The organism is Oryzihumus leptocrescens (assembly GCF_006716205.1).
Lineage (GTDB): Bacteria > Actinomycetota > Actinomycetes > Actinomycetales > Dermatophilaceae > Oryzihumus > Oryzihumus leptocrescens.
The window spans coordinates 328,749-353,236 of sequence record NZ_VFOQ01000001.1 but is presented as its reverse complement, the minus strand read 5'-3'; the positions used below and the strand labels follow the sequence as shown (position 1 = coordinate 353,236).

The window sequence follows — 24,488 nt, the reverse complement described above, 5'->3', positions numbered from 1 at the left end:
CCGCCATGACCCCCACCGAGCAGCTGCGATCACGCCTGCTCGGGACCAGGCCGACCGACCGGCTGTGGGGGTGGCTCGCGCCGCTGGTCGTGGCCGCCGTCGGCGGGTTCCTGCGGTTCTGGAAGCTCGGGGACCCGCACCAGCTGGTCTTCGACGAGACGTACTACGTCAAGCAGGCGTACTCGATGATCCAGCACGGCTTCGAGGAGCGGGTGCCGGACAGCATCAAGTACCCCGACGCGATGTTCACCAACGGCACGCCGAACGTCTTCGGCACCACGGCGGACTTCGTCGTGCACCCGCCGGTCGGCAAGTGGGTCATCGCCGTGGGCGAGCAGCTGTTCGGGGTCACCAGCTCGGTCGGGTGGCGCTTCTCGGTCGCGCTGCTGGGCACGCTGTCGATCCTCATGATCGGCCGCGCCGGGCGGCGCCTCTTCGGATCCACGCTCATGGGGACGATCGCGGCGATCCTGCTGGCCTTCGACGGCCACCACTTCGTGCACTCCCGCACCGGGCTGCTCGACCTGATCGTCATGTTCTGGGCGTTCGCCGGCTTCTGCGCGCTGCTCATCGACCGCGACCGCTCGCGGGAGATCCTTGCCCGGAAGGTGGGGGCGCTGCGCGAGGCCGGACAGGCGCCAGGCACGGGCGGGCTGCTCTATGGCCCATGGCTGGGCTGGCGCCCGTGGCGCTGGGTGGCTGCGGTCTGCCTGGGACTGTCGGCCGGCACCAAGTGGTCGGGGTTGTTCTTCCTCGCCGTGTTCGGCCTCATGACCGTGCTGTGGGACGTGGGCGCCCGGCGTGCGGCCGGCATCCGGCGCTGGTTCCCCGGGGCCGTGGTGCTCGACGGGGTGTTCGCGGGCGTGGTCATGGTGGGCGTTGCGGCCTCGGTCTACCTCGCCTCGTGGACCGGGTGGTTCCTGTCGAAGGACGGCTACGACCGGCAGTGGGCGCTCACCCATCCCTCGCGCTCGTTCGGCTGGGTGCCCGACGCCCTGCGCTCGCTGTGGCAGTACCACCAGGAGATGTACCGCTTCAACATCACCTTGTCCTCGCCGCACCCGTACAAGACGAACCCGTGGTCCTGGCTCATCCAGGGCCGCCCGACGTCGTTCTTCTACGAGGGGCCGAAGAAGGGGCAGGACGGCTGCACCGTCGACCTGTGCAGCAAGGCGATCACCTCGATCGGCACGCCGACGATCTGGTGGGGCGCCGCCGTCGCGCTGTTCGTCCTGCTGTTCATGTGGGCCCTGCGCCGCGACTGGCGCGCCGGGGCGATCCTGGCCGGTTTCGTGGGCGGCTACCTGCCGTGGTTCAACTACCAGCAGCGCACGATCTACAGCTTCTATGCGATCGCGTTCGTGCCGTGGATCGTCCTCGCCGTCACCTACGTGCTCGGCCTGGTGATCGGCCCAGAGAAGGCATCGCGCCGTCGCCGCAGGTGGGGGCTGGCGAGTGCTGGCGCGTATGTCGTGCTGACGGTCGCGCTGTTCGCGTTCTTCTACCCGATCTACACCGCCCAGGTGATCCCGTACACGCAGTGGTCGTGGCGGATGTGGTTCCCGAGCTGGATCTGACGCCGACGTGCTGAGCGCCAGGGTGTGGGGGTCGGGCAACCGGTGCGCTCTGCTGCTCCACGGGAGCATGGCTGACTCCTCGACCTGGTGGCGGCTCGGCCCGTCGCTGGCGGAACGCGGCTACCGGGTGGTCGCCCTGGACCTGCCCGGTCACGGCGCATCCCCGGCCAACCCGGCCGCGAGTGTCGAGTCCCATGCCGCGGCCGTGCTGTCGAGCGCCCCGAACAAGGTCGACCTGGCGGTCGGGCACTCCCTCGGTGGCGTGGTCCTCGCCGCCGTGGTGTCGCAGCTGCGGCCGGGGCACGCGGTCTATCTCGACGCGCCGCTGGACTGCCGTTCCACCGCCGTTGACCGCGTCGAGGTCAGGGCACGCTTCACGGCGATGAAGGACGGCCGGACGCTGGAGCGGCTGGTGCGCGATCGACCGTCCTGGCACCAGCGCGACCGTGAGGTCGAGGTCGCGTCCGCCCGACGTTGGGACGTCCCGACGGCGGTGAGCCTGGCTGCCGACCTGGCCGGCCGGGACCTCACCCCGAGCGCGGGGGCCCACTCGGTGATGCTGCGTGCGGAACCCAGCGACTTCGTTCCTGCGGACCACGCTTCACGGCTCGAGGCGCACGGCTTCGACGTGGTGTCCATCCCGGGCGGTGCGCACAGCCTGCACTACAGCCACATCGATGAGGTCATGGCTGTGCTCGCCGGTCTGGGAGACGTCAGCGGCACGGACGAACCGGAGACCGACGCCCCGGCGCTTGACGCACGCTGAACGAAGGCGTCGCCGCCCGCCATCGGAGACCGCCGATGACCTGCTGCCCACCTCCCCCAAACCAATGCCAACCACTGCCGTCAGGCCGCGGCCGGATCTCAGCCAGCGGCTTCACCCGTCCGGTCCTGCTCGGGCGTGCCGCTGACCCGGCCCGCTTTTTGGGCCGGGTGCGGGGCGGGGGCCTCAGGTGTGCCAGGTGACCCCGGTCGCGGTCACGGTCGCGGTCCAGCCGCGCTGGTGCACGATCGTGTGGTGCCGCCCGCAGAGCAGGGCCGCGTTGGACACGTCGGTGGCCCCGCCGTTGGCCCAGTGGACGACGTGGTGCCCGTCGCACCACCATGGCGGGGCGTGACAGCCCGGGATGGTGCAGCCGCCGTCGCGGAGCCAGAGGTGCTTCAGCTGCGCCGGGCTGAAAAGCCGCCTCGTCCGGCCGAGGTCGAGAACCTCCCCCTGGGTGCCGAGGACGACCGGGATGACCGCCGCGTCGCAGGCGATCCTCCGCACCGTCTCCGGCCCCAACAGGGTCCCGTTGCCGTGCACACCCCCGGCGCCGAGGACCGTCCCGGACCCGCAGGCGTCCTTGAGGTCATCCAGGGCCATGGTCACGAAGACCTGCGCCTTGGTCTGCGCCGGCGCCTCACCCCCGGCGGCCGTGGACCGCCGGCACGCCTCGACCAGGGCGTCCCCCGGCGCTGGTAGCTGCTCCGCAGGTCCGAGATGCCGTCGACCGGGTTCGGCGCGGACAGCGGACCGATCGCCGCCTCCAACACGCTCGCCCCCTCGGGGTCCAGGCGCAGCTGGTACTCCACCATCCCGTCATCGGCCCGCCCCGCCGACAACGACACCCCGTGCCTGAGGCGGTCCTGGCGGACCTGGAACTCGCCCTGGCGCCCGTAGGTGGCGATGATCCGCTCCCGCAAACCCCGCACCTCCCGCGGGCCCGCCTCCCCGGCGACCTGCAGGAACCCCTCCCAGACCGTGGGCAGCGCCGCCGGGGTCAGCCGCGGGCCGAGCTTGTGCATCTCGGTCAGCGCGACCGCCGCGCAGCGCACCCCGACCCGGCCGGCCAGCACGCACGAGCGCAGCCGCCGCACCGACCCGTGGTCCAGGACGTGCGCCGCCCGCGCCCCCACCGGCATCCCGATGCACGCCTGCGCGACCTTGACCAGGTCACCCGCGCCACCGGCCCGGTAGGACGGCGCCCACTCCAGCACCCACCCCGCCGCCGTCGCACATGTCGAGGAGGCCACCTCGCCGCGCTCCAGGCCCTCGCCGAGCACCGAGACCTGGGCCGCCTCCACCAACCGCCGCAACACATCCAGCCGACCCATCGCCGGCCCGAGATCCGACCCCTGGCACTGGTGCACCACCTGGTCCAGCCGGGTCAACGCCTCCGCCGCCGCATCCACCACGGCGAACCGGTCCGCGAACGCCAGCACCGCCCCACCCGACCCCGCCGCGGGCACGCCACCGGACCCGCTGGCCGCGGCCCCCTGACGACGATCCCCCTGATGCATGGTTCGAACATACATTCGACCACCGACAGGCCACTCGCGTCATCCTCCGGTTCGCCCGCGAGCCACGGCAGAATCCGCGCCATGTCCACGACGACCCCTGCGGCCGCCCAGCCCGACCAGGCCGCCCACAACGACCAGGCCGAAAACCTCGACCAGGTCAACGAGCAGCTCGCCACAAGCAACCCGCTGGACCGCAGCGACCCCCGAGTCCCCGCCGTGACCCGGCAGGGGACGGTCATCCTGCTCAACGGCACCTCGAGCTCAGGCAAGTCCAGCATCGCGGCCGAGCTGCTGGAGATCCTGGACGACACCTGGTTCCACCTGCCGGTCGACGCCGTCCACGCCATGCGCTCCCAGCGCGAGATCAGCGACGAGGACCTGCCCGCCGAGCTCGTCCGCACCTCCATGGGCTTCCACCGAGCCGTGGCGGGCATGGCTGCCGCGGGCAACAACGTCGTCGTCGACCACGTGCTGAGCTTCGCCTGGCGACTGTCCGACTGCCTCGACCTGCTTGACCCCGAGCGCGTGGTCTTCGTCGGAGTGCGCTGCCCGCTGGAGGAGACGGTGGCCCGTGAGGCCGCTCGCGGCGACCGCCCCGTGGGCCAGGCGGCGAGCCAGTTCGACCAGGTCCACGCCCACGGCGACTACGACCTCGAGGTCGACACCAGCGTCCTGAGCCCGCGCGAGTGCGCCGAGCGGGTCAAGGAGCACCTCACGCACCGCGCCTCCCCCTCGGCCTTCTCCCGGCTGCGCTGCGGCAGGACAGGCCCAACCTGACCGATCAGCGACACCGGGCCACCTGTCGATTGGCCAAAGGTGCGTTCGTCGAGCAGGTAGGGCCCGCACCGGGCGTGGCCCGCGGAGGTGACGGCACGGCATACCGGCTGCACCCCCGGCTCCACGAGAGGACCACTGACATGGCCAAGTTCATCTACCTCTACCGCGGCCCCGCGACCCCGATGGAGGACATCACCCCCGAGGTCGGGGAGCAGCTCCAGAAGGCGTGGACCGACTGGGGCAACAAGGTCGGCGCCTCGCTCGTCGACTTCGGCAGCCCGTTCGGCTCCCGTGCCGCTGTCGCGGACGACGGCTCCGAGGTCGCGCCGAGCGAGCAGAACGGCTACACCATCGTCGAGGCCGCCGACCTCGCCGCCGCCCGCGGGCTCGTCGAGGGGCACCCGTTCCTCACCGAGGGCAAGGGCCGGTTCGCGATCGACATCTACGAGCTCGTCCCGATGTGACGGTCCCGTCAGAGGCGCCCCTCACCACCGGTGCGGGGCGCCTTCGGTATTCCGGGTGCGCACCTCACGTGCTCGTGTCCGGGCCATCGGGGAGGTACCCGCCCTCGGACTCCCACACCTGCTGGGGCGTCAGGTCATGCCACTTCGGCGGCGGGGGAAGCACCGTCGCCGCCGGCCGGACGCCGTGCCCGGTCGGGAAGATGACCAACAGGTCGATCCACGGACGGCCGCCGCGCAGGAACAGCCGCACCAGGTGGGGGTAGAACGCCCGCGAGGTGCCCAGGTCGATCGGCCGGGAGCCGATGACGGCGTGCCGCGGTGCTCGTCCCCACAGCTCGGGGTTGTAGACCACCCGCCGGACCTCGAGACCCTGGGCCCGGAGGTCCTCGATCAGCGCGGCGAGCTCGGTCACGAGGTCCGCCGACCGCGGGCACCACGCGCCGTCGGGGAAGCCCTCGCGGCTGGGCTCCGCGGGGATCAGGGGAAGTCCGCTGTCCCGAGGACCGCTGCCGGCCGGGACCACGGGGTTGTTGCTGTTGGTGGCGGTCATGAAAGAAGATCCGTCCCTGGCCGTGCGGGCCAGCTGGAGCAGTGCACCGGAGACGACGAGGACCGAGCGTCCGCGTGGTGGAGGTCCCCGGTCACTCCACCGTACGCCGCACGCCTGACATGGTCAGGGACCATCGGCAGCCCCTCCATGGGCCGGGCGACGGTATGCCGTGTCCTCACCGAACGCCGGACAGGCATGCCTCGGTGGTCCTAGCGTGACGCTTCAGGGGTGGGCATGCGACGACGAGGAATCCGCGGCGGGGCAGCGGCGGCGGCCGCCGTCGTGGGGACGTCGGTCGCCATGCTCGTCGGCGGGATGCAGGGGTGGCGGTACGGCATCGACCACACCCCGGTCTTCGGCGGCTGCGGGTGCTGGAACCCGGTGGGCCAGTTGATTGTCCTTGCCGGTGGCCTCCTCGGGATCGCCGCCGGATGCGTGGTGGGCGCCGCCGTGCCGGCACTGCTCTGCCTCATCGTCTACGTCCGCCGGCACCGGGCCACCCAGCGCGCCGCGGACCTCGAACCGGCGGCGAGGGACACCCTGCATGACGGCGGTGAGACCTCATGGCCATGGTGACGCGGCTGCCAGCCGTCGTGGCCTCGAACCTGGTCGCCGGGGGTGCACTCTCGGGGGGCGGCAAGGCCCTCGCCCCGCGCCGGGTGATCGAGCGCAGCGGCGGCGTCCTGGTCGACGTCAGCCCGTCGGGGCGCCGGCGCTACTGGCCGCCGAGCCGCCGAGCAGGCTGATCACCCCGTTGGGGCACAGCTGCGCTGCCCGCGCCACGGCCGCCTCGAGCGCGGGGGCGGGCTCGGGGTCCAGGACGACCACCCGCCCGTCCTCCTCGCTCTGGTCGAACACCGCGGGCGCGGTCAGCACGCACATCCCGGCGCCCTGGCACCGCTCCCGGTCGATGACGACCCTCATGCCGCCTCGGCCCACGTCACCGGCAACGCCTCGACGCCGTAGATGAACATCTCGTCGCGCATGCGCACCTGCTCCGCGGGCACGGCCAGCCGCAGTCCCGGCAGGGTGGCCAGCAGCCGGGTGAACCCGACGTGCATCTCCACGCGGGCCAGCTGCTGCCCGAGGCACTGGTGGACGCCGTGCCCGAAGGCGAGGTGCCCGGCGTACTCGCGGCCGAGGTCGAGCCGGTCGGGGTCGGGGAAGTGGGCCGGGTCGCGGTTGGCCGCCGGCAGCGAGAGCACCACGGCGTCACCCTTGGCAATGGTGCGCCCACCGGCGACGACGTCCTCGGTGGCCACCCGCACCAGCCCGAACTGGACGATGGTCAGGTAGCGCAGCAGCTCCTCGACGGCGCCGTTGACCAGCGCCGGGTCCGCGCGCAGCCGCTCGAGCTCGGCCGGGTGCTGCAGCAGCGCGAACGTGCCGAGCCCCAGCATGTTGGCGGTCGTCTCGTGGCCGGCGATGAGCAGCAGCAGGCCGATGTTGATGAGCTCCTCGTCGTTGAGGCGGTCCGGGCCCTCGAGGTGCACCAGCCCGCTGAGCAGGTCGTCGCCCGGCGCCGCACGCTTGGCCCGGACCAGCTCGAGCATGTAGGCGCGGAACTCGCCCCGGGCGCGCAGCAGCTCGGGCCCCTCCGACGTCAACGACAGCAGCAGCCGGGACCGTTGCTGGAACTCCGCGCGGTCCAGGTAGGGCACGCCCAGCAGCTCGCAGATCACCAGCGAGGGCACCGGCAGCGCGAACGCGCTGACGAGGTCCGCCGGCGCGCCGGCAGCCCGCATCGCCTGAAGGTGCTCGTCGACGATCTCGGTGACCCGCGGCTGCAGCGCGTTCATCCGCCGCACCGTGAACTGGCCCGTCAGCAGCCGCCGGTAGCGGGTGTGCTCGGGCGGGTCCAGCCCGATGAACTGGCCGGGCCGGGGCTGCAGGAACGGCTTGAGCTCCTCGGGGACCAGGCGGATCGGGTTCGCGCCGAGGCTGCGCTGCGAGCTCATCCGCGGGTCGGCGAGCAGGGCACGGACGTCGTCGTAGCGGGTCACCAGCCACCCGGCGCGGCCGTCGGGGAACGTCAGCGGGCTGACGGGCTCGGTCGCCTGCAACCGGCGATAGACGGGGGGCGGGTCGAACACCGAGGCTCGCTCGCGGGGCAGACCGGCAAGGGGGGCGTACGAGGTGCTCATGGCACCACCTCCGCTGGATGCGGTGGAGCGGGTATCACGCGCCGCTCACCTCGAGCCTAAGCCCGCACCAGCCGCCCGGCGAGGGACCGTAGACCGGGTTCCGGCACACCGGAGACAGCGCCCGGCGCGCCGCTCCCCTGCCGTCAGCGGTCAGCGGCGACCGCGGGAGGTGTTCCACCGGAAGTGCACGAAGATGCGGCCGAAGTTGTCGGAGTCCTTCTCCACCCGGTGGTAGAGCGCCTTGACCTCCTTCTGGTCCAGGAAACGCAGCACCCGCTTCTTCAGGGCCCCGGACCCCTTGCCGGGGATGATCTCGACCAGCGGCGCCTTCTTCTCCACGGCCTCGTCGATGATGGCGCGCAGGGCGCGGTCGATGTCGGTGCCGCGGTTGTAGATGTCGTGCAGGTCCAGGACGAGCTTCACCACGACATCGTCTGCCGTGCGGCGGTGCCGTGCACGTCCACCCCGGCTGCCAGGCGTTCCGCGTCGCGCAATCGGGCCCACCGCGGCGGGTCCCGGCCTACGCTGGCGCTGTGACCCCGGAGGAGCTGGCGACCCTCGTGCGCCTGCGGCAGGCGCGCGACCGCATGGACCGCGACTACGCGCAGCCGCTCGACGTCCCGGCACTGGCCCGGGCGGCATACATGTCCCCGGCGCACTTCTCGCGGCAGTTCCGCGCGGCGTACGGAGAGACCCCCTACAGCTACCTCATGACCCGGCGCATCGAGCGGGCCAAGGCGCTGCTGCGCCGCGGGGACCTCAGCGTCACCGAGGTCTGCATGGAGGTCGGCTGCACCTCGCTCGGGTCGTTCAGCTCGCGGTTCACCGAGCTGGTGGGCGAGAGCCCGAGCGCCTACCGGGCGCGGGACCACAGCGACGGCGCGGTCGTGCCGGCCTGCGTGGACAAGGTCCACAGCCGGCCGAGGCGGGTGACCCCGGGCGCCCGGGCACGCTCGACCGCCACCCCGGAGCAGCCGGACACGCCGCCCGAAGCGAGCAGGATCGAAGAAGCCCCGCCGCAGCCCGCCGCCCTAGCGTGGACGCCATGAACCTCTCACTCTCGCACTGCCACATCACCGTCAACGACCCCGACGAGGCCCTGTCCTTCTACCGCGACGGCCTCGGGCTCGAGCTGCGCAACGACGTCTCCAACGGCGGCTACCGCTGGCTCACGCTCACCTCGCCCTCCCAGCCGGACGTCGAGATCGTGCTCTCCCAGCCCGGCGGAGGCCGCTCCCCCGAGGACGCGGAGGCCCTGCTCACGCTCGTCACCAAGGGCTCGTTCATGGGCGCGATCTTCCGCACCGACGACCTCGACGAGACATTCGAGAAGCTCCGGGCCTCTGGCGCCGAGGTGCTCCAGGAGCCGATGGACCAGCCGTGGGGTGTGCGCGACTGCGCGTTCCGCGACCCGGCCGGGAACATGATCCGCATCAACCAGGCGCCGGCCGCCTGACCGACCCTGCCACGTCGTGGTGGTGGCTGAGGTGCCGGGATCGCCGCACTTCCGCCACCACCATCGCTGCCGTCATCGGGAAAGGCGCCGGCCCGGCGGACGCGCGGCCACCTCGCCCTGACGGTCCGCGGTGCGCTCCGCCAGCAGGGCGCGGATCTCCCGGCTGGTCAGCCCCCTGACGTCCTCGAGGGTGATCGTGCCCTCGGCCAGGGCGCGCTCGACGAGGCGCACCAGCACGACGTGCTCGGGCTCGTGCAGCGATCCGTGAGAGGTGCTCGCCATGGTGGTGCTCCGATCGACTCGGGGAGGGCAGGTACCGCGCGCGGTCGCCCCCTGTGACCGAAAGCGACAGTGACCGTATGCGAGGTCGCCCTGCCGCGGCATCGTGCAAATCCTCAAGATCTTCCGGCTGTCGGGACACAAACTTCCCAGCAGTGGACAAAAGCGCCACGGATCTTCCCGGTCCGGGGCCGGAACGGCCGACACGGCACACCTGGAGGCCGCAGGGTGAGCCCGGGTCGTCGTGCTGTTCCGGTTGGATGGCGGCGTGGCCGACCAGCGCCGCAGCCCGAGCCGGAAGGACCCACGTGAGCGCTGAGACCGACGTCCTCGTCCTGGGAGGCGCCGGCGTCGACACGATCGTGTACGTCCCCGAGCTGCCGCTCGCGTACGCCGACAGCTACATGGTGCCGGCGATCCGGCAGCGGGCCGGGCAGACCGGGGACTTCGTCGCAATGGGGGTGAGCGCGCTGGGCCTGCGCGCGCACCACCTCGACGTGGTCGGTGACGACCCCGAGGGCGACCTCGTGCGAGCGCTCCACCGCGACAAGGGAATCCCGTTCACCGAGGTACCCTCCCCGCAGGGGACCAAGCGCGCCGTCAACCTCGTCGACCCGGCCGGTCGCCGGCTCTCCCTCTATGACAGCGACCGCTCCCACGAGGCCGACCGGCTCCCCGAGGAGACGGTCCGGGCCCTGGCGGGTGTGAGCCGGCACGCGCACGTCTCCATCACCTACCCGTGCGCCTTCGCCCTGCCCGTGCTGCGCGAGTCCGGCGTGACCATCTCGACCGACCTGCACAACTGGGACGGGGTCGTGGGCTACCACGAGGCGTTCGCCTACCAGGCCGACCTGGTCTTCCTGTCCACCACGGCACTGGCGGACCCGGAGCGGACGATGCGTCAGGTCCTCGACGGTGGCCGCGCCCGGGCCGTGGTCGCCACGGCCGGGGCGGAGGGCGCCTACCTGCTGGTCGACGACGTGCTGACCCACGTCCCCGCCGTCACGCCGACCGCGCCGGTGGTGGACTCCAACGGCGCCGGCGACGCCTTCGTGTCGGGGTTCCTCTTCGGCTGGCTGGCCGGCGATCCGCCGCTGCGGTGCGCGCAGTACGGCGCGGTGGCCGGCGCGTTCGCCTGCACGGTGCCGTCGACCGGAACCGACTGCATCAGCCGGGAGGAGCTGCTGGAGGGCGCCGCACTCACAGGTGGACCACGGGTGGGCGACAGCAACCGCCCGGACAGGCGCGACACCGTCAACGGGTGAGCCTCACCAGTGCCCCGGCCAGCACCGTCTCCGTGTCCGTCGCGCCGGGCCGCCGCGGGCCCACCCGGCGGCAGCGGCTCGCCGCGCTGCTGTGCCTGGCCGGCGCCGCCGCGCTGCTCCCCTGGGTTGCCTACCTGTCCACGTCGCTGCCGAAGACCTACGTCCTCACGGACTGGAACGGCGCCTGGGTGGGCTTCGACGTCCTGCTGATGGTGCTGCTCGCCACGACCGGCGTCCTGACCCGCCGGCAGCACCCGCTGCACCCGCACGCTGCCTTCGCCTCGGCCGCCTTCCTCGTCGCCGACGCGTGGTTCGACGTCACGACCTCGGTCGGCAGCGACGCCGTGGTCGCGTTCGCCACCGCCGGGCTGGTCGAGCTCCCCCTCGCGGCCTACCTCGTCAGGCACGCCTCGCGGTCGATCACCGAGGCCGCGCGGCCGGCCGTCATGGCGGCACAGATAGTCTCGGCGCCCGACGTGTCACGGGCCCGACAGTCCGAGCGCATGTCCTGAGGCAGCCGCGTTCCCGAAGTCGAGGAGGGGCCCACCATGGGTCGGTCCGTCGTCATGGTCGGCGACAGCATCACCGACTCCGACCGGCCGCGTCGCACCGAAGGGCTCGGTGACGGCTGGGTCAGCCTGGCGGCGGCCGCCCTACGGACACGGGGCGACGACGCGGTGGTGTTCAACCGCGGCGTCAGCGGTGACCGGGTGCAGGACCTGCGCGCGCGATGGAGGACCGACGTCATCGACCTCCACCCGGCGGTGCTCACCGTCCTGGTGGGCGTCAACGAGGCGTGGCGGCGGTACGAGGACGACGACCCCGTGTCCCCGGAAGCCTTCGAGGCGGACTACCGGGCCATCCTGGCCGAGGCCATGGTGGACTCGTCGCCGCGGCTGATCCTCATGGAGCCGTTCCTGACCGCCGCCGACGGGTCGCGGGCCCACTGGCGCGAGGACCTCGACCCCAGGCGCGCAGTGGTGGCCCGCCTGGCGGCTGAGCTCGACGCGACGTTCGTCCCCCTGCAGTCGATCCTGGACGACGCCGCACGGGTGCACGGCCCCGCCGCCCTGGCCCCGGACTCGGTCCATCCCTCGGCGCTGGGGGCGCAGGTGCTGGCGCGGGCCTGGCTCACGGCATACGGGCCAGACCTACGTCCCGGACACGCCCGCTGACCGGCTCATACGGTTGACATGGCGTGGCCCCGCTCCCGGCACCCCCCTGCTGGTCGAGCGGGGTCACGTCCCGTCGCGAGAGCGTGGCCGGGACCTCATGGCCCCCATCTAGGCCGCGAGGACCTTGGCCTTCTCGGCCGCGAACTCCTCTTCGGTCAGCAGGCCCTGGTCCTTCAGCTCACCAAGCTGCTTGATCTTGGAGATCTTGTCGTCGGTGGACATTGCCGTTTCCGACGCAGGACTCGGGGGTGGCGGGGCCGCCGCCGGCTGAGGGGGTGGCGGGGCCGCCGCCGGCTGAGGGGGCGGCGCGGCGGAGGCCTGCTTCTGTTCCGCATGGCGCCGCACTCCTCCGCTCACGGCCGTAGCCGTACCGGCGATGACAGCAGTCCGGGCCATCGTCCCCATCAGTCCGGGTCTTCCCATCCGTCGTGGCATGGTTGTCTCACTCCTCTTGCAGGGCTGCGAGGGCCTTGAGGACGCTCTCGCGGGGGACGCGTTCGAGCGCCACCAAGGTGCCGTGTGACTGGCGAATCGCCGCGGCCATGCGCGCCGCCCACGCGTTGTCAAAGACGACGACAAGGGCGGATGAGCCGGGCTCGAGGTCGTCGGCGACCTGCGCGAGGTCCTCGTCGTTGAGCAGGTCCATCTGCGAGGGCCGCACTCGCTCGTAGGCCTCGGCTACGTCGGCGTCCTCCACCTCGACCGATGAGGTGGAACCGTCGCTGTTCTTCCGGACGAAGGCCAGGTCGATGACCCGAATCGTCCCCTCGTCCTGTAGCTGAGCCAGGGCCGGCGCCACGTCCCCGCTGAAGTCATTGCCCTCGAACAAGAGCACCGCAATATCAACGGGTCCGATGGAGTCGGCCTGCGGGAGTGTGGACATGACATCACCTCTTCGCGCGGCGGAACGGACCGTGTGCCGCTGCCCAAACCCTCCGACGCCACGGCTGAGGTTCCCCAGTGCCGAACGTCCCCGGACTTCAGCGCTTGGCGCGGCCACAGGCCGGCAGCCCGCAGACGGAGCGATCGCCCGGTAGGCCCCCGGACTCCTACAACACTGCGGCAGAGTGCGAAAGAGGCCCTCCCCCGATCCCGGGGAAGGGCCTCTGACCTTGGGTGGAGCTGAGGGGACTCGAACCCCTGACCCCCTCGTTGCGAACGAGGTGCGCTACCAGCTGCGCCACAGCCCCAAGGTGCGGGCCACACGATAACACCCAGCGGGCCCGCGGCTGAAACCGGCTCAGCCCAACGCCTCCAGCGCCGCCAGGTCCTCTGCCGTGGGCTCCCACAGGCCTGCCTGGGCGTTGGACACGACCTGCTCCGGACGCGTCACGCCCGCGATCACCGACGTCACGGCCGGCTGGGCGGCAAGGCCACCCATGGCCACCTGGAGCATGCTCAGCCCGCGCTCGGCGGCGAACGCCTCCAGCGCCTCGATCCGGTCCCAGTCCGCACCCTCGAAGCGCGCCTGCTCGATCGCCAACCGGGACCCTTCCGGAGCCGCCTGGCCACGGGTGTACTTGCCGGTGAGCAGGCCGTACTCCAGCGGGAAGAACGGCAGGATCCCCACGCCGAGGTGCTCGCAGGCCGGCACCAGCTCGGCCTCGACCGACCGGTCCAGCAGCGAGTAACGGTTCTGCGCCGAGACGAACCGCTCGTAGCCGCCGGCCCGCGCCGTCCAGTCGGCGTCGACGAGCTGCCAGCCGTCGAAGTTGGAGCAGCCGACGTAGCGCACCTTGCCCTCCAGGACGAGCTCGTGCAGCGCGGCGAGCGTCTCCTCGATCGGCGTGACCGGGTCGGGCTGGTGCAGCTGGTAGAGGTCGATCCAGTCGGTGCCGAGCCGCCGCAGGCTGGCCTCGACCGCCTTGCGGACATAGCGCCGGGAGCCCCGCACACCCCAGTCGGGCCCGTTCTTGCCCTGCATGTCCATGCCGAACTTCGTTGCCACGACGACCTGCTCGCGCCGGGAGCCGAGGGCGGTGCCGAGCATCGTCTCGCTCGCGCCGGGCTCGATGCCGTAGATGTCGGCCGTGTCGAACAGCGTGATCCCCTGCTCGATCGCCGCGTCCACGATCCCCCGGGTCGCCTCGGCGTCGGCGCGCCGGCTGAACGCGTTGCAGCCGATCCCCACCGTGCTGACCATGAGGCCGGAGCTGCCGAGCGGGCGGTAGGTCATGTCAGCCATGCGCCCCACCCTAGGCACGCGCCACCGCCCCCGGTATGCCGGGTGGGCGGGGTGCGTCGGACGCACACCGGCCACGCGGGGCCGGCCTCAGTGCCACCCTCGCGCGGAAGGCCGGGCTCAGGAGCCGACGGCGCGCCGGTCGAGCAGGCCGTCCAGCTCGCCCGAGGCGACCACCCCGCCGAAGGTGGACGGGGTGGCCGGTGCCGGGACCGGCGCGGGCTGCGGGGGCTGGGCCGCCCGCGCCTTCATCGTGTAGGTCGGCGGAGGCACGGGGACCGGGCGCCACCCGTCGGGGTCGTCCGCAGGCACCGGCTCCGCCGGCTCGGCGACAGTGGACTCGGCCGCAGCTGCCGCCGACTCCCGCGCGGAGGACTCGGCCCAGGCGAGGCCGGGCTCGACGCGCGGCGCGGCCAGGCCGCGAGGGGCATGGGCCGCCTCGCGGTGACGTGCCGCCGCACGGCGGGCGGCCCGCTCGACCTGGGCAGCCCGGCGCAGCCAGGCCAGGTCGGCGACCAGCAGGCCGAAGGCCACCAGGCTGCTCCACCAGCCGAGGACACCGAAGCCGGCCAGCGGCACGGTTGCCACGAGCAGGACCAGGGAACCGAGGAAGGACAGGCCACGCAGGCGACGGGCCGGCACCCCCGCGACGTGGCGGGTGCGCGCCGGGCGGGTCGGCTCGGAGCGGACCGTCGGCTCGGGACGGAGGACGGGCTCGGGGCGCACGCGCGGCGCGGGCTGCGCGGCACCGGCGGTCTCGGACCCGGCCGGCGTGGCGGACGCCGAGGTCGTGGCGGCCCGCACCACCCGGGTGGGGCTCACGGCATACGACCGCGGTGCCGGGGTGGTGCGCTCGGGCACGTCGGCGACCGGCGCGCGACGCTCAAGGACGCGCATGGCGTCGGAGAAGCGGTCGACCGAGCGCGCGGTCGCGAGGTGCTCACGACGGCGGACCCAGTGCTGGAGAAGGAAGGCAGCCCAGATCGCGATGATGACGAGGAAGATCAGACTGCTGGGTTGCACGCCCATGACGCTAGAGGTTCGCGGGACTACCCGCGCGGACCAGCGTCGGTGTGTCGCCTGTGAGGTTGGTCCACGGCATCGAGCCAGCGGTCCAGGAGGCGTCCACCGGCGAGGTCCTCGGTCGTCAGCGCGAACGAGCGGTGGTCCCGCCAGGCACCGTTGATGTGCAGGTAGCGCGTCCGCAGGCCCTCGTCGCGGAAGCCCAGCTTGGCGACCACGCGCAGGCTCGCGGCGTTGTCCGGCCGGATGTTGACCTCGACCCGGTGCAGACCCAGCACGCGGAACGCGTGGTCGGTCAGCAGCGCCAGTGAGATCGGCGCAACCCCTTGTCCCGCAACGGATCTGGACACCCAGTAGCCGGCCGCTCCGGAGCGCATGGAGCCCCACGTGATCCCGAACAGGTGCATCTGCCCGGCCAGCCGGCCGTCGACCGAGATCGCGAACGGCAGCATCCGTCCCTCGACCGCCTCGCGGTTGAAGTAGCGCACCATCTGCCGGTAGCCGACGCGGCCGGTCACCGGCTCGGGCGCCGTCGCCTCCCACTCCCGCAGCCAGTCCGCGTTGTCGCGGCGCAGCGCCTCCCACTCCTTGCGCTGTCGCACCCGCAACGGCCCGAGGGTGACGGCCTGCCCCGACGGCGTCGTGGCCGACAGGGTGACGGGCCACGCGACGGTCATCAGTGGTCGCCCCCGCGCATCTGCGAGACGGCATGGGCCACCACCGGTTCGAGGACCGTGAGCCCGTCACGCACGCCACCGGTCGAGCCCGGGAGGTTGACCACGAGCGTGGCACCGGCCATCCCGGCCACGCCCCGCGAGAGCATTGCGGCGGGCACCCCGGCGGCGACCCCGGCGGCCCGGATCGCCTCGGCGATGCCGGGCACCGGCCGGTCGATGACGCGCATCGTCGCCTCGGGCGTGCCGTCGGTCGGGGTCAGACCGGTCCCCCCGGTGGTCAGCACCAGGTCGGGACCGGCGGCCACGGCGGCCGTCAGGGCCTCCTCGACCTCCGGGCCGTCGGGCACGACGATCGGCTCACCCGTCTCGAACCCCCAGGAACGCAGGGCCTCGACGATGACCGGGCCGGAGCGGTCGGGGTAGACCCCGGAGGCGGCGCGGGTGGAACAGGTGATGACGACGGCGGAACTCACCCCTCGCTCCAGTCCCCGGAGCGCCCCCCGGACTTCGCCGTGACGCGCACGTCGGTGATCCGCGCGTGCTTGTCGACGGCCTTGACCATGTCGACCAGGGCGAGGGCCGCGACGGTCACGGCCGTGAGCGCCTCCATCTCGATCCCGGTGCGGTCGGCAGTCAGCACCGTCGCCGTGACGTCGACCCCGTCGTCGACGACGGCGAGGTCGACCTCGACGCCGTGGATCCCGATCGGATGCGCCAGCGGCACGAGCTCGGGGGTGCGCTTGGCGCCCTGGATGCCCGCGATCCGGGCCACCGCGAGCGCGTCACCCTTGGGCACCGTGCCACCCCGCAGCGCCGCGACGGCGTGCGCCGACAGCAGGACGCGCCCGGCGGCACTCGCCCGGCGGGCCGTGATCGGCTTGGCGCTGACGTCGACCATGTGCGCGCTGCCGTCGGGGCGCACATGGGACAGCGCCGGCTCCTCCATCACGCCTCCATCATCGCGCCGAGCAGGTGGCAACGGACCACGTCGCCGGCCTGGACCTCGGTGACCGCGGCCGGGATCACGGCCAGGCAGTTGGCGGCCGCCAGCCCGCCGAGCACATGGGATCCCTGGGAGCCCACCAGCGTCACGGCGAAGTCGCAGTCCTGCCCGTTGGTGCCGGTGACCCGTCGCGGGTGCAGCACCGCGCGGGCGAACTGGGTCTTGCCCGCGGGAGCCGTCCACCCGGTCTCGACCACGGCCGGGACCAGGGCGCTCTCGTGCTCGGGACGGCCCGCCATGGCGCGCAGCGCCGGGGCCACGAACACCTCGAAGGAGACCATCGCGCTGACCGGGTTGCCCGGCAGGGTGAACACCGGGGTCTCGTCGACGCCGAGGACCCCGAAACCCTGCGGCATGCCGGGCTGCATCGACACCTTGTCGAAGCGCACCGTCCCCACGCGGGACAGCACCTCCTTGACCGTGTCGTAGGCGCCCGCGCTGACCCCGCCGCTGGTGATCACCGCGTCCGCGCGCACCAGCTGGTCCTCGAGGGTGGACATGAGCTCCTTGGCGTCGTCGACCACCGGGCCCACCCGGAACGGCACGGCCCCGAGGGCCCGCACCGCCGCGGTGAGCATGAGCCCGTTGCTGTCGACCACCTGGCCGAACCCGGCCGGGCGGCCCACCTCGACGAGCTCGTCGCCGGTGGACACGACCACCACGCGCGGCTTCGGGACCACCCGCACCGAGGAGCGGCCCACCGCGGCGAGCAGCGCCAGCTGCCGCGGGCCGAGCCGTCCACCCGACCGCAGGACCAGGTCGCCGGTGTGCACGTCGTCCCCGGTGGGGCGCACGTGCTGGCCCACCTCGACCGGGGACCGGACCGCCACGGAGGCCAGCCCGGCGTCGGTCAGCTCCACGGGCACGACCGCGTCGGCGCCGTGCGGCAACGGCGCGCCGGTCATGATCCGCATCGACTGCCCCGGGGCCAGGCTCAGCGCCTGGGTGTTGCCCGCCGCGATGTCGTTGACGACGGGCAGCCGCACCGGGGAGTCATCGGTGGCGGCGGCGACGTCCGCCGCGTGCACGGCATACCCGTCCATCGCGGAGTTGGTGAACCCGGGCAGGTCGGCGGCGCTGCGCACGTCCTCGGCGAGGACGCACCCGAGCGCGTCGAGGAGGCCGAGCTCGATGGGCGGCAGCCGGCGCACCGTGTCCAGGATGCGCCCGAGGTGCTGCTCGACGCTGATCACGCGACGGGAGAGCCCTGGCTGACGTCCTCCCGGCCGGCGACGAACTCCTCCAGCCACCCGGAGAAGTCCGAGCCGAGCTCGCGGTGCTCCACCGCAAGGCGCACGACGGCCTTGAGGTAGTCGAGCCGGTCGCCCGTGTCGTAGCGACGACCGCGGAAGACCACGCCGTGGACCCCGCCGCCGGGCTCGGTGGAGGCGGCACGCTCCTGCAGGGCGTCGGTCAGCTGGATCTCGTTGCCGCGGCCGGGAGGCGTCTTGGCCAGGACGTCGAAGATCGAGGGGTCGAGCACGTAGCGGCCGATCACCGCGAGGTTGGACGGGGCATCGGCCGGGTCGGGCTTCTCGACCAGGCCGGTCACGCGCACCACGTCGCCGTCGCCGTCGCGCTCGACGGCGGCGCAACCGTAGAGGTGCACCTGGTCCTGGGGCACCTCCATCAGGGCGATGACGCTGCCGCCGCGCTCCTGCTGCACGGCGATCATCTGCTCGAGCAGCCGGTCGCGGGCGTCGATGAGGTCGTCGCCGAGGAGCACCGCGAAGGGGTTGTTGCCGACGTGGTCGGCGGCACACAGGACCGCGTGGCCCAGGCCCTTGGGCTCCCCCTGACGGACGTAGTGCACGTTGGCCAGGCTGGTGGACTTGCGCACGCGGGCCAGCCGCAGCTGGTCGCCCTTGGCCTCCAGCGCCTGCTCGAGCTCCCAGTGGCGGTCGAAGTGGTCCTCGAGGGCGGTCTTGTTGCGCCCGGTGACCATGAGCACGTCACGCAGGCCGGCGCGGGTCGCCTCCTCCACGACGTACTGGATCGCCGGCTTGTCGACGACAGGCAGCATCTCCTTGGGGGTCGCCTTGGTGGCCGGCAGGAAGCGGGTCCCCAGACCGGCGGCGGGGATCACGGCCTTGATGACAGGCGGCGTGGCACCGTCATGGGAAGGGGTGGGCGCGGTCGACGTCATGTCGAGAGGTTATCGGTGCGGGACGGTTGCGGCGGAAACTCGGTCCCGACCGGAGGCCTTCGCCTGCGACAACGCCGCGTCCGCGGCCCGCATGAGCTCGGTGGAGGTGGTCGCCTGCTGCGGCCAGGAGGCCACCCCGATGCTGACGCGGACGTCGACCACGCCGTCCTCCACCGGGAAGCCGGCACCGCGGATCGCCTCGTGCAGGTGGCTCGCCAGGCCGTAGGCCTCCTCGGGCCCGAGCTCGGGGCACACCACGGCGAACTCCTCCCCGCCGTAACGGGCCACCGTGTCGACCGACCGGATGCTCGCGGCCACGCGCTGGGCCATCCCGTGCAGGATCGCGTCGCCGGCGCCGTGCCCGTGCGCGTCGTTGAGGTTCTTGAAGTGGTCGATGTCCAGGAGCAGCAGGGACACGCTGCGCCCGAAGTGCTGGGCGCGGTCCACCTCGCGGGCCAGGGTGGTGGTGAGCATGCGCAGGTTGCCGACGCCGGTCAGCGGGTCGATGACCGACATCCGCTGCGCCTGCCGGTGCAGCATCGCGTTGTCGATGGCGATGCCGGCCGGACCGGTGATCGACGTGAGCATGGCCTGGTCCTCGACGGTGTAGGACTCGGCATCGCCGGTCCGCTCCACCACGAGGGCGCCGAGCATCATCTCGCCGCGCTGCAGCGGCGCCCCCATGGCCGGCCCGTCCCGGAGCGTGACGTCCTCGCGGGCCCCGGCGACCAGCCGGCGGACCACGCCGTCGGCGACCACCTGCCCGGGCAGGCTGTCCCCGATCGGGACCCGGCGCACCCCGGCGCGGGCCGCGCCGCCGGGCCAGACCACGCGGGCGACGAGGCTGTTGCCCTCGACCAGCCAGGCGGTGACCCGCTGGCTCTCGGTCGCGGTGGCGCCGATGGCGCACACCGCCGACAGCAGGCCGTCGAGGTCGTGGGTGCGCTGCAGCGCGTCGCCGAGGCGCTGGACGTTGAGGCGCAGCCGGTCGCGGCTGTCCTGGATCTCGGTCATGCGCAGGTCCAGCTGGCGGGCCATGTGGTTGAAGCTGCCCGCGAGCCGGGCGACCTCGTCCTTGCCGCTGACCGGCAGCTTCATGGCCAGGTCGCCCCGGGCCGCCCGCTCCGCGGCCTCGGTCAGCGCCAGCACCGGCTGGGTCAGCTGGCGGGCCAGCCACCACACCAGCACGCCGCCGACGATGAGGGCGAGCAGCAGCATGCTCCACGTCAGGGCCGACGCGGTCAGCGTGCTCGGTGCCCGCATCGCGGCGACGACCACGCACGGGTGGCCCGCGCCGACGTCGGCCGACACCACGTGCATCCCGGCGACCGCGGCCTTGCGACCCTCGAAGATCCTCTGCGCGGCTGCCGCCAGCGGGCGGGCGACGGCCTCCGTGCCCGTCGCCGTCACGCCGCCGCCGGGGCACGCGGCGGCGAGCTGGACGTCGGCGGCAGCGCCGACGCGGCTGCGCCAGGTGCCGAGCTGCATGTCGTCGATGGGCGTGGCCACCACGACGAGCACCGGCCCCCGTGCGGTCGGGGTGGTCGCGGAGTACTCCAGGACCGCCGGAGCCGGCGAGAGCGCGGCGACCGGGGAGATGGCCGGGCGCACCGGCGACGTCGTGCATTGGTGCAGCACCTCGTGCTGCGCGGCGACGCCTGCGGGGGCGTCCCCGGCCCGCGCCAGCAGGGTCCCGTTGCGGGAGACCGCGGCGAACCGGACGTCCTGGCGCAGGTGGATCCGCAGCGCCGACCCGGCAGCGTCACCGCGCTCGACCGAGCCGCCGACCAGCCGGGCCGAGGCGGCCAGGTCCAGGCAGGTCTCCTGCTGCAGCGAGGCCACCGCCTCGGCGACGACGCGCAGACCGGCCTTCGCCTGGTCCTTGTCGTGGGCCGGGACCACCACGGCCACGACCACCCCGGTCCCGAGCAGCAGCGGAAGCAGCACCGAACCCAGGATCAGCGCGAGCCGGTTACGGATGGACACGAGACCTTCTTTCGCGCGGGGTCCAATCCGCCATCGTGGCACGGAACGACGCCAGCTGGGCGTCCTGTTCACCAAGCGGTTACAGGACAATGCCTACATGAGCGCCCCGGGCCCGACAACGGCCAAAGTTCTTCTCCGACAGGAGATTCGCACGCGACGTCGCGCGAAGGCTACCCAGCGCGACCGTCGGGCCGACGGCGAGGCCATCGCCCGGGCCGTGCTCGCCGCCCTCCCGCCGGGCACCAGCACCGTGGCGGCCTACGCGGCGCTGCCGTCCGAGCCGCCCACGGAGGCCCTCATCGAGGCGCTGGTGGCGCACGGCATACGGGTGCTCCTGCCCGTCCTGCTGCCCGACAACGACCTCGACTGGCGGGCGGTGGACCGCGACGGGGAGCACCCCACACCTCTGGGGCGGGACGCGATCGGGCGCGCCGAGGTGGTCGTGACCCCGGCCCTGGGCGTCGACCGGTCCGGCACCCGCCTGGGCCAGGGTGGCGGCAGCTACGACCGGGCCCTGGCGCGCCGCGCCGCGACGGCGCGGGTGGTCGCGCTCCTGCACGACGGGGAGCTCGTCGAGGGCCCCCTTCCCCGGGAGGACCACGACGCGCGCGTGCACGCCGTGGTCACCGCCGGGCAGGGCCTGGTCGAGGTGGGCGCCGGCTGAGGCCGACCGGGAGACTCTCCGCCCCCGGCCGGCCCGACCGACCGGGGGCGGTCGCCCCGGCGACCGGTCAGCCCTTGTCCGCCCCCGGCACCAGGGTCAGCTCGTCCTTGGTGGCCTTGCGCACCGCCGACTCGGTGAACGGCCACGGGAACGTCTGGTTCGTGGCCCACGCATCGGTCTGGTCGTCGTAGTGGTCGTTGAACGGGTGCCCCGACGCGCCGGTCTGGTTGACCCAGTGCGAGGCGTCCAGGTGGCCCAGGTCGACGACCATCCGCATCGAGGGGGCCCAGTCGACCTGGTAGCCCTTGCCGGCGTCCCAGCCGTTGGCGTCGACGATCGAGGAGCCACCGGGCATGTCCCACGGGCCGCGGTTGAACAGGACCCGCACGTAGCCGGGCACCGCGTCGGTGCCGAGCACCGGGTGCTTCAGGTCCAGCCGGTGCAGCCGGCCCCACTGCCAGGTCACCGGGTCCTTGCCCAGCTGCTTGGTCAGCTCCAGCCGGGCCTGCACCATGGCCTGGCGCAGGATCTCGTCGCGGCCCTCGAGGACTCCGGCGGTGCCCTTGTTGTCCCACCAGGAGTCGCGCGGCTTCTCCAGCATGACCTTGACGACCTGCATCCAGTGCCCGCCACCGTCGGCCTTGACGTCCTTGGGCAGCTCGTCGTCGAAGGTCAGCTCGAGGATGTTGCTCCACACGGCGTTGTAGTAGGCCGCGGCCGCACCGTTGCGGGACTGCCCGGTCGGCGTGGTGTAGTTCCAGCCCTTGAGCAGGCGCTGGGCGTCGGCGGTGAAGGGGTCCACCTTGAGCGGCAGGAGGTACTTCACCAGGTCGGGCGCGAACGTGTTGCGCGTGTCGCCCTGGATCTGCGACATCCGGGCCGGGGTCACCTTCGGCGTCGCCGCCAGCAGGTCGCGGATCCGCTGGGAGCGGAAGCCGTAGTCCCACTCGGTGGTGAGGAACGGGCTGTCGCTGGCCGTGACCGCCTGGTTGGCGGCGACGATGTAGTCCTCCGGCGGGTCGTAGCTGGTCGGCATGTCTGTGAACGGGACGTAGCCGGTCCAGTCGTAGCGGGAGTCCCAGCCGGGCGCCGGCCAGAAACCGGGCGGGCTGCCCGTGATCGCCGAGCGGCGCACCGGGATGCGTCCGGGCGCCTGGTAGCCGATGTGGCCGTGGACGTCGGCGTAGACGAGGTTCTGCGCCGGCACGTCGAAGTTCTTCGCGGCGCCGCGGAACTGCTCGAAGCTCTGCGCCTTGTCGATCGCGAACAGGGCGTCCGCGGTGTGCCCCGGCTGCAGCCCGGTCCAGGCCAGGGACACGTCGTAGCTGCCGGGGTTCTTCTTCCCTTCCACCGGCGCGCCCTGGCCGGCGTCGGCCACGCTGGGCAGCACGTCGGACATCAGCGGGCCGTGGTGGGTCGAGCGCACGGTGATCGAGACGTCGTTGCCGCCGGCGACCTTGATCGTCTCGCGGCGCGTCGTCAGCGGGACGTAGCTCCCGTCGCGCAGGACCTGGTCGCCGTTGACCTGCTCGAGGTAGAAGTCGCTGACGTCCGGCCCGAGGTTGGTGAACCCCCACGAGATGGTCTGGTTGTGGCCGATGACCACGCCGGGCAGCCCGGAGAAAGAGTAGCCGGCGACGTCGAACGGGCAGTCCTTGCCGACGCTGCGGCAGTGCAGGCCGGTCTGGTACCAGATGCCCGGGACGCCGGGCGCCAGGTGCGGGTCGTTGGCCAGCAGCGGCTTGCCGGTGCTGGAGCGCGAGGACCCCACGACCCAGGAGTTGGACCCGATGCCGTCGCCGCGCCCGAGGGTGGTCGGCACCGCGTCGAGGGCGGCGGTCACCTGCGCGTACGCCGCCTGCGCGGTCTTGCCCCCCAGGTATGCCGGGTACGGGCTCGCGGAGCTCGACGCACCGTCACTGCCGGTCGAGGACCCGTCGGCGGAGGAGGTGGTGCCCGTGGTGTCGCTGCCGGAGCCGGTGCTGCCGGAGCCCGTGGTGTCGGTGCCGGAGCCGGAGCCGGACCCGCTCGGGCTCCAGTCCTGGGAGGACAGGATCGGCTTGTGCGAGCCGAACGGGTAGTCGGGGTAGAGCTCGGCGATGTGCGCCAACGACATCGGCGTCCCGGCCAGCCGCGCCCGCGTCAGCTCGTCGTCGTAGTTGCCGCGCAGGTCCCAGGCCATCGCCTTGAGCCAGGCCAGGGAGTCCACGGGGGTCCACGGCTCGACGTGGTAGTTGTCGACCTTCTGGCTCAGGACGGAGTACTCGAAGCCCATCTGCGAGGGCGAGCCCATCTGGTTGATGTAGGCGTTCACCCCGTCCGCGTAGGCCTGGAGGTACTGCCGGGTGCTCGGCGCCAGCGTGGGCAGCTCCTGCTCGGCGACCCGGCGCCAGCCCATGGTGCGGATGACCTTGTCGGTGTCGAGCCCGGCCGAGCCGACCAGCTCCGACAGGCGCCCGGCCGTGATGTGCCGCCGCAGGTCCATCTCGAAGAACCGGTCCTGGGCCGTGACGTAGCCCTGCGCCTCGAACAGGTCGGCGGAGCTGTCGGCGTAGATCTGTGGGACGCCGTGCTCGTCACGCAGCACCGAGACCCGTGAGCCGAGCCCCGGGACGGAGATGGTGCCGGTGGTCTGGGGGAAGGAGTGGCGGACCAGGCCCACCACGACGACGACTCCGACGAGGATGACCACGAGGAGCGCCGCCACGACGGACACGATGATGCGGCGGGCGAGTTTGGCGCGAGACACCCTGCGAGACTAGGACACCGGCGACCGGGCGGCGCGCACGCCCGGTCCCCCATGACAGCATCCACGCAGGGCGAGGAGGACGGTGGAG

The 24,488-nt window shown here is 72.7% G+C and carries 29 protein-coding genes and 1 tRNA gene; 11 read left to right on the top strand and 19 right to left on the bottom strand.

Annotation, left to right across the window (positions count from 1 at the left end; all coding sequences use genetic code 11):
• The first annotated feature begins 5 nt into the window (after positions 1-5).
• Complete coding sequence (locus FB474_RS01785; RefSeq protein WP_141787093.1) at positions 6-1,577, top strand: dolichyl-phosphate-mannose--protein mannosyltransferase; 1,572 nt, start codon at positions 6-8, stop codon at positions 1,575-1,577.
• A gap of 7 nt (positions 1,578-1,584) precedes the next feature.
• Entirely contained in the window at positions 1,585-2,343 is a 759-nt protein-coding gene (locus tag FB474_RS01780; RefSeq protein WP_342778087.1) for an alpha/beta fold hydrolase, read from the top strand.
• 183 nt (positions 2,344-2,526) lie between these two features.
• Here FB474_RS01780 and FB474_RS01775 read toward each other — a convergent pair whose 3' ends face one another.
• Entirely contained in the window at positions 2,527-3,021 is a 495-nt protein-coding gene (locus FB474_RS01775) for an HNH endonuclease signature motif containing protein (RefSeq protein ID WP_141787091.1), read from the bottom strand.
• Positions 2,946-3,860 (bottom strand): DUF222 domain-containing protein, encoded by a 915-nt coding sequence (locus FB474_RS01770; RefSeq protein ID WP_185745997.1) that lies wholly within the window; start codon positions 3,858-3,860, stop codon positions 2,946-2,948. The genes FB474_RS01775 and FB474_RS01770 overlap by 76 nt, the downstream gene beginning before the upstream one ends.
• 81 nt (positions 3,861-3,941) lie before the next feature.
• On the opposite strand from FB474_RS01770, the gene FB474_RS01765 reads away from it, so the two are divergent.
• Both FB474_RS01765 and FB474_RS01760 read left to right on the top strand, forming a co-directional pair.
• The gene (locus FB474_RS01765; protein WP_141787089.1) at positions 3,942-4,637 is read left to right on the top strand and encodes a chloramphenicol phosphotransferase CPT family protein; all 696 of its coding nucleotides are present in this window, start codon (positions 3,942-3,944) and stop codon (positions 4,635-4,637) included.
• Positions 4,638-4,777: 140 nt separating this feature from the next.
• Entirely contained in the window at positions 4,778-5,101 is a 324-nt protein-coding gene (locus FB474_RS01760; protein WP_141787088.1) for a YciI family protein, read from the top strand.
• Positions 5,102-5,165: 64 nt separating this feature from the next.
• On the opposite strand, the gene FB474_RS01755 is transcribed toward FB474_RS01760, so the two are convergent.
• Complete coding sequence (locus FB474_RS01755; RefSeq protein WP_141787087.1) at positions 5,166-5,651, bottom strand: DUF5994 family protein; 486 nt, start codon at positions 5,649-5,651, stop codon at positions 5,166-5,168.
• Between the two features lie 234 nt (positions 5,652-5,885).
• On the opposite strand from FB474_RS01755, the gene FB474_RS01750 reads away from it, so the two are divergent.
• Positions 5,886-6,227, top strand: a complete 342-nt coding sequence (locus FB474_RS01750) for a hypothetical protein (protein WP_141787086.1) — start codon at positions 5,886-5,888, stop codon at positions 6,225-6,227.
• A 117-nt stretch (positions 6,228-6,344) separates the two neighbouring features.
• Here FB474_RS01750 and FB474_RS01745 read toward each other — a convergent pair whose 3' ends face one another.
• From FB474_RS01745 to FB474_RS01735, 3 genes are all read right to left on the bottom strand, one after another.
• The gene (locus FB474_RS01745) at positions 6,345-6,575 is read right to left on the bottom strand and encodes a ferredoxin (RefSeq protein ID WP_141787085.1); all 231 of its coding nucleotides are present in this window, start codon (positions 6,573-6,575) and stop codon (positions 6,345-6,347) included.
• Positions 6,572-7,795 carry a cytochrome P450 gene (locus FB474_RS01740; RefSeq protein WP_141787084.1) on the bottom strand — a complete coding sequence of 408 codons (1,224 nt, stop codon included), beginning with the start codon at positions 7,793-7,795 and terminating at the stop codon, positions 6,572-6,574. Before FB474_RS01740 ends, FB474_RS01745 begins: the two co-directional genes overlap by 4 nt.
• A gap of 150 nt (positions 7,796-7,945) precedes the next feature.
• Positions 7,946-8,218 (bottom strand): Smr/MutS family protein, encoded by a 273-nt coding sequence (locus tag FB474_RS01735; protein WP_141787083.1) that lies wholly within the window; start codon positions 8,216-8,218, stop codon positions 7,946-7,948.
• 110 nt (positions 8,219-8,328) lie between these two features.
• Here FB474_RS01735 and FB474_RS01730 point away from each other — a divergent pair, with 110 nt between their 5' ends.
• Positions 8,329-8,844: a helix-turn-helix transcriptional regulator gene (locus tag FB474_RS01730; RefSeq protein WP_246092002.1), complete on the top strand. Its 516-nt coding sequence runs from the start codon at positions 8,329-8,331 to the stop codon at positions 8,842-8,844.
• The gene (locus tag FB474_RS01725; RefSeq protein ID WP_141787082.1) at positions 8,841-9,251 is read left to right on the top strand and encodes a VOC family protein; all 411 of its coding nucleotides are present in this window, start codon (positions 8,841-8,843) and stop codon (positions 9,249-9,251) included. The genes FB474_RS01730 and FB474_RS01725 overlap by 4 nt, the downstream gene beginning before the upstream one ends.
• Positions 9,252-9,323: 72 nt before the next feature.
• Here FB474_RS01725 and FB474_RS01720 read toward each other — a convergent pair whose 3' ends face one another.
• Positions 9,324-9,533, bottom strand: coding sequence for a hypothetical protein (locus tag FB474_RS01720; protein WP_141787081.1), 210 nt, complete (start codon positions 9,531-9,533; stop codon positions 9,324-9,326).
• A gap of 305 nt (positions 9,534-9,838) precedes the next feature.
• Here FB474_RS01720 and FB474_RS01715 point away from each other — a divergent pair, with 305 nt between their 5' ends.
• From FB474_RS01715 to FB474_RS01705, 3 genes are read left to right on the top strand one after another with little or no spacing between them, the layout of a single operon-like run.
• Positions 9,839-10,795, top strand: a complete 957-nt coding sequence (locus FB474_RS01715) for an adenosine kinase (protein ID WP_141787080.1) — start codon at positions 9,839-9,841, stop codon at positions 10,793-10,795.
• Entirely contained in the window at positions 10,792-11,307 is a 516-nt protein-coding gene (locus FB474_RS01710; protein ID WP_141787079.1) for a hypothetical protein, read from the top strand. The genes FB474_RS01715 and FB474_RS01710 overlap by 4 nt, the downstream gene beginning before the upstream one ends.
• A gap of 36 nt (positions 11,308-11,343) precedes the next feature.
• Positions 11,344-11,970 (top strand): SGNH/GDSL hydrolase family protein, encoded by a 627-nt coding sequence (locus tag FB474_RS01705; protein ID WP_141787078.1) that lies wholly within the window; start codon positions 11,344-11,346, stop codon positions 11,968-11,970.
• Positions 11,971-12,078: 108 nt separating this feature from the next.
• Here FB474_RS01705 and FB474_RS21395 read toward each other — a convergent pair whose 3' ends face one another.
• The 11 genes from FB474_RS21395 to FB474_RS01650 all read right to left on the bottom strand — a co-directional run bounded on the left by FB474_RS21395 (position 12,079) and on the right by FB474_RS01650 (position 20,987).
• Positions 12,079-12,192: an SHOCT domain-containing protein gene (locus FB474_RS21395; protein WP_342778086.1), complete on the bottom strand. Its 114-nt coding sequence runs from the start codon at positions 12,190-12,192 to the stop codon at positions 12,079-12,081.
• A gap of 220 nt (positions 12,193-12,412) precedes the next feature.
• Positions 12,413-12,853: a DUF6325 family protein gene (locus tag FB474_RS01695; protein WP_141787076.1), complete on the bottom strand. Its 441-nt coding sequence runs from the start codon at positions 12,851-12,853 to the stop codon at positions 12,413-12,415.
• A gap of 234 nt (positions 12,854-13,087) precedes the next feature.
• A tRNA-Ala gene (locus FB474_RS01690) sits at positions 13,088-13,160 on the bottom strand.
• A gap of 50 nt (positions 13,161-13,210) precedes the next feature.
• The gene (locus tag FB474_RS01685) at positions 13,211-14,146 is read right to left on the bottom strand and encodes an aldo/keto reductase (RefSeq protein WP_185746214.1); all 936 of its coding nucleotides are present in this window, start codon (positions 14,144-14,146) and stop codon (positions 13,211-13,213) included.
• A 126-nt stretch (positions 14,147-14,272) separates the two neighbouring features.
• Positions 14,273-15,175 carry a hypothetical protein gene (locus FB474_RS21310; RefSeq protein WP_141787074.1) on the bottom strand — a complete coding sequence of 301 codons (903 nt, stop codon included), beginning with the start codon at positions 15,173-15,175 and terminating at the stop codon, positions 14,273-14,275.
• Positions 15,176-15,201: 26 nt separating this feature from the next.
• Positions 15,202-15,852, bottom strand: coding sequence for a GNAT family N-acetyltransferase (locus FB474_RS01675; protein ID WP_141787073.1), 651 nt, complete (start codon positions 15,850-15,852; stop codon positions 15,202-15,204).
• Positions 15,852-16,325, bottom strand: a complete 474-nt coding sequence (locus FB474_RS01670) for a MogA/MoaB family molybdenum cofactor biosynthesis protein (RefSeq protein ID WP_342778085.1) — start codon at positions 16,323-16,325, stop codon at positions 15,852-15,854. Before FB474_RS01670 ends, FB474_RS01675 begins: the two co-directional genes overlap by 1 nt.
• Positions 16,322-16,798, bottom strand: coding sequence for a cyclic pyranopterin monophosphate synthase MoaC (gene moaC / locus FB474_RS01665; protein ID WP_141787071.1), 477 nt, complete (start codon positions 16,796-16,798; stop codon positions 16,322-16,324). Before moaC ends, FB474_RS01670 begins: the two co-directional genes overlap by 4 nt.
• The gene (gene glp / locus FB474_RS01660) at positions 16,798-18,048 is read right to left on the bottom strand and encodes a molybdotransferase-like divisome protein Glp (protein WP_141787070.1); all 1,251 of its coding nucleotides are present in this window, start codon (positions 18,046-18,048) and stop codon (positions 16,798-16,800) included. Before glp ends, moaC begins: the two co-directional genes overlap by 1 nt.
• Positions 18,045-19,001, bottom strand: coding sequence for a UTP--glucose-1-phosphate uridylyltransferase GalU (galU, locus tag FB474_RS01655; RefSeq protein ID WP_141787069.1), 957 nt, complete (start codon positions 18,999-19,001; stop codon positions 18,045-18,047). Before galU ends, glp begins: the two co-directional genes overlap by 4 nt.
• A gap of 9 nt (positions 19,002-19,010) precedes the next feature.
• Positions 19,011-20,987 (bottom strand): GGDEF domain-containing protein, encoded by a 1,977-nt coding sequence (locus FB474_RS01650; protein ID WP_141787068.1) that lies wholly within the window; start codon positions 20,985-20,987, stop codon positions 19,011-19,013.
• Between the two features lie 97 nt (positions 20,988-21,084).
• Between FB474_RS01650 and FB474_RS01645 the strand changes: the two genes are divergently transcribed.
• A complete protein-coding gene (locus FB474_RS01645; protein WP_141787067.1) occupies positions 21,085-21,651 on the top strand; it encodes a 5-formyltetrahydrofolate cyclo-ligase in 567 nt (188 codons plus the stop codon).
• Positions 21,652-21,718: 67 nt separating this feature from the next.
• Here the strand turns inward: FB474_RS01645 and FB474_RS01640 are convergent, their stop codons facing one another.
• Positions 21,719-24,400: a penicillin acylase family protein gene (locus FB474_RS01640; protein ID WP_185745996.1), complete on the bottom strand. Its 2,682-nt coding sequence runs from the start codon at positions 24,398-24,400 to the stop codon at positions 21,719-21,721.
• Positions 24,401-24,488 lie beyond the last annotated feature (88 nt).

What these genes read in the sequence shown, in the direction of transcription:
- FB474_RS01785 (WP_141787093.1), top strand. Translation starts at nt 6, where the DNA reads ATGACCCCCACCGAGCAGCTGCGATCACGCCTGCTCGGGACCAGGCCG.
- FB474_RS01770 (WP_185745997.1), bottom strand. Translation starts at nt 3,860, where the DNA reads ATGCATCAGGGGGATCGTCGTCAGGGGGCCGCGGCCAGCGGGTCCGGT.
- FB474_RS01765 (WP_141787089.1), top strand. Translation starts at nt 3,942, where the DNA reads ATGTCCACGACGACCCCTGCGGCCGCCCAGCCCGACCAGGCCGCCCAC.
- FB474_RS01760 (WP_141787088.1), top strand. Translation starts at nt 4,778, where the DNA reads ATGGCCAAGTTCATCTACCTCTACCGCGGCCCCGCGACCCCGATGGAG.
- FB474_RS01755 (WP_141787087.1), bottom strand. Translation starts at nt 5,651, where the DNA reads ATGACCGCCACCAACAGCAACAACCCCGTGGTCCCGGCCGGCAGCGGT.
- FB474_RS01750 (WP_141787086.1), top strand. Translation starts at nt 5,886, where the DNA reads ATGCGACGACGAGGAATCCGCGGCGGGGCAGCGGCGGCGGCCGCCGTC.
- FB474_RS01745 (WP_141787085.1), bottom strand. Translation starts at nt 6,575, where the DNA reads ATGAGGGTCGTCATCGACCGGGAGCGGTGCCAGGGCGCCGGGATGTGC.
- FB474_RS01740 (WP_141787084.1), bottom strand. Translation starts at nt 7,795, where the DNA reads ATGAGCACCTCGTACGCCCCCCTTGCCGGTCTGCCCCGCGAGCGAGCC.
- FB474_RS01725 (WP_141787082.1), top strand. Translation starts at nt 8,841, where the DNA reads ATGAACCTCTCACTCTCGCACTGCCACATCACCGTCAACGACCCCGAC.
- FB474_RS01720 (WP_141787081.1), bottom strand. Translation starts at nt 9,533, where the DNA reads ATGGCGAGCACCTCTCACGGATCGCTGCACGAGCCCGAGCACGTCGTG.
- FB474_RS01705 (WP_141787078.1), top strand. Translation starts at nt 11,344, where the DNA reads ATGGGTCGGTCCGTCGTCATGGTCGGCGACAGCATCACCGACTCCGAC.
- FB474_RS21395 (WP_342778086.1), bottom strand. Translation starts at nt 12,192, where the DNA reads ATGTCCACCGACGACAAGATCTCCAAGATCAAGCAGCTTGGTGAGCTG.
- FB474_RS01695 (WP_141787076.1), bottom strand. Translation starts at nt 12,853, where the DNA reads ATGTCCACACTCCCGCAGGCCGACTCCATCGGACCCGTTGATATTGCG.
- FB474_RS01685 (WP_185746214.1), bottom strand. Translation starts at nt 14,146, where the DNA reads ATGACCTACCGCCCGCTCGGCAGCTCCGGCCTCATGGTCAGCACGGTG.
- FB474_RS01675 (WP_141787073.1), bottom strand. Translation starts at nt 15,852, where the DNA reads ATGACCGTCGCGTGGCCCGTCACCCTGTCGGCCACGACGCCGTCGGGG.
- moaC (WP_141787071.1), bottom strand. Translation starts at nt 16,798, where the DNA reads ATGGAGGAGCCGGCGCTGTCCCATGTGCGCCCCGACGGCAGCGCGCAC.
- galU (WP_141787069.1), bottom strand. Translation starts at nt 19,001, where the DNA reads ATGACGTCGACCGCGCCCACCCCTTCCCATGACGGTGCCACGCCGCCT.
- FB474_RS01645 (WP_141787067.1), top strand. Translation starts at nt 21,085, where the DNA reads ATGAGCGCCCCGGGCCCGACAACGGCCAAAGTTCTTCTCCGACAGGAG.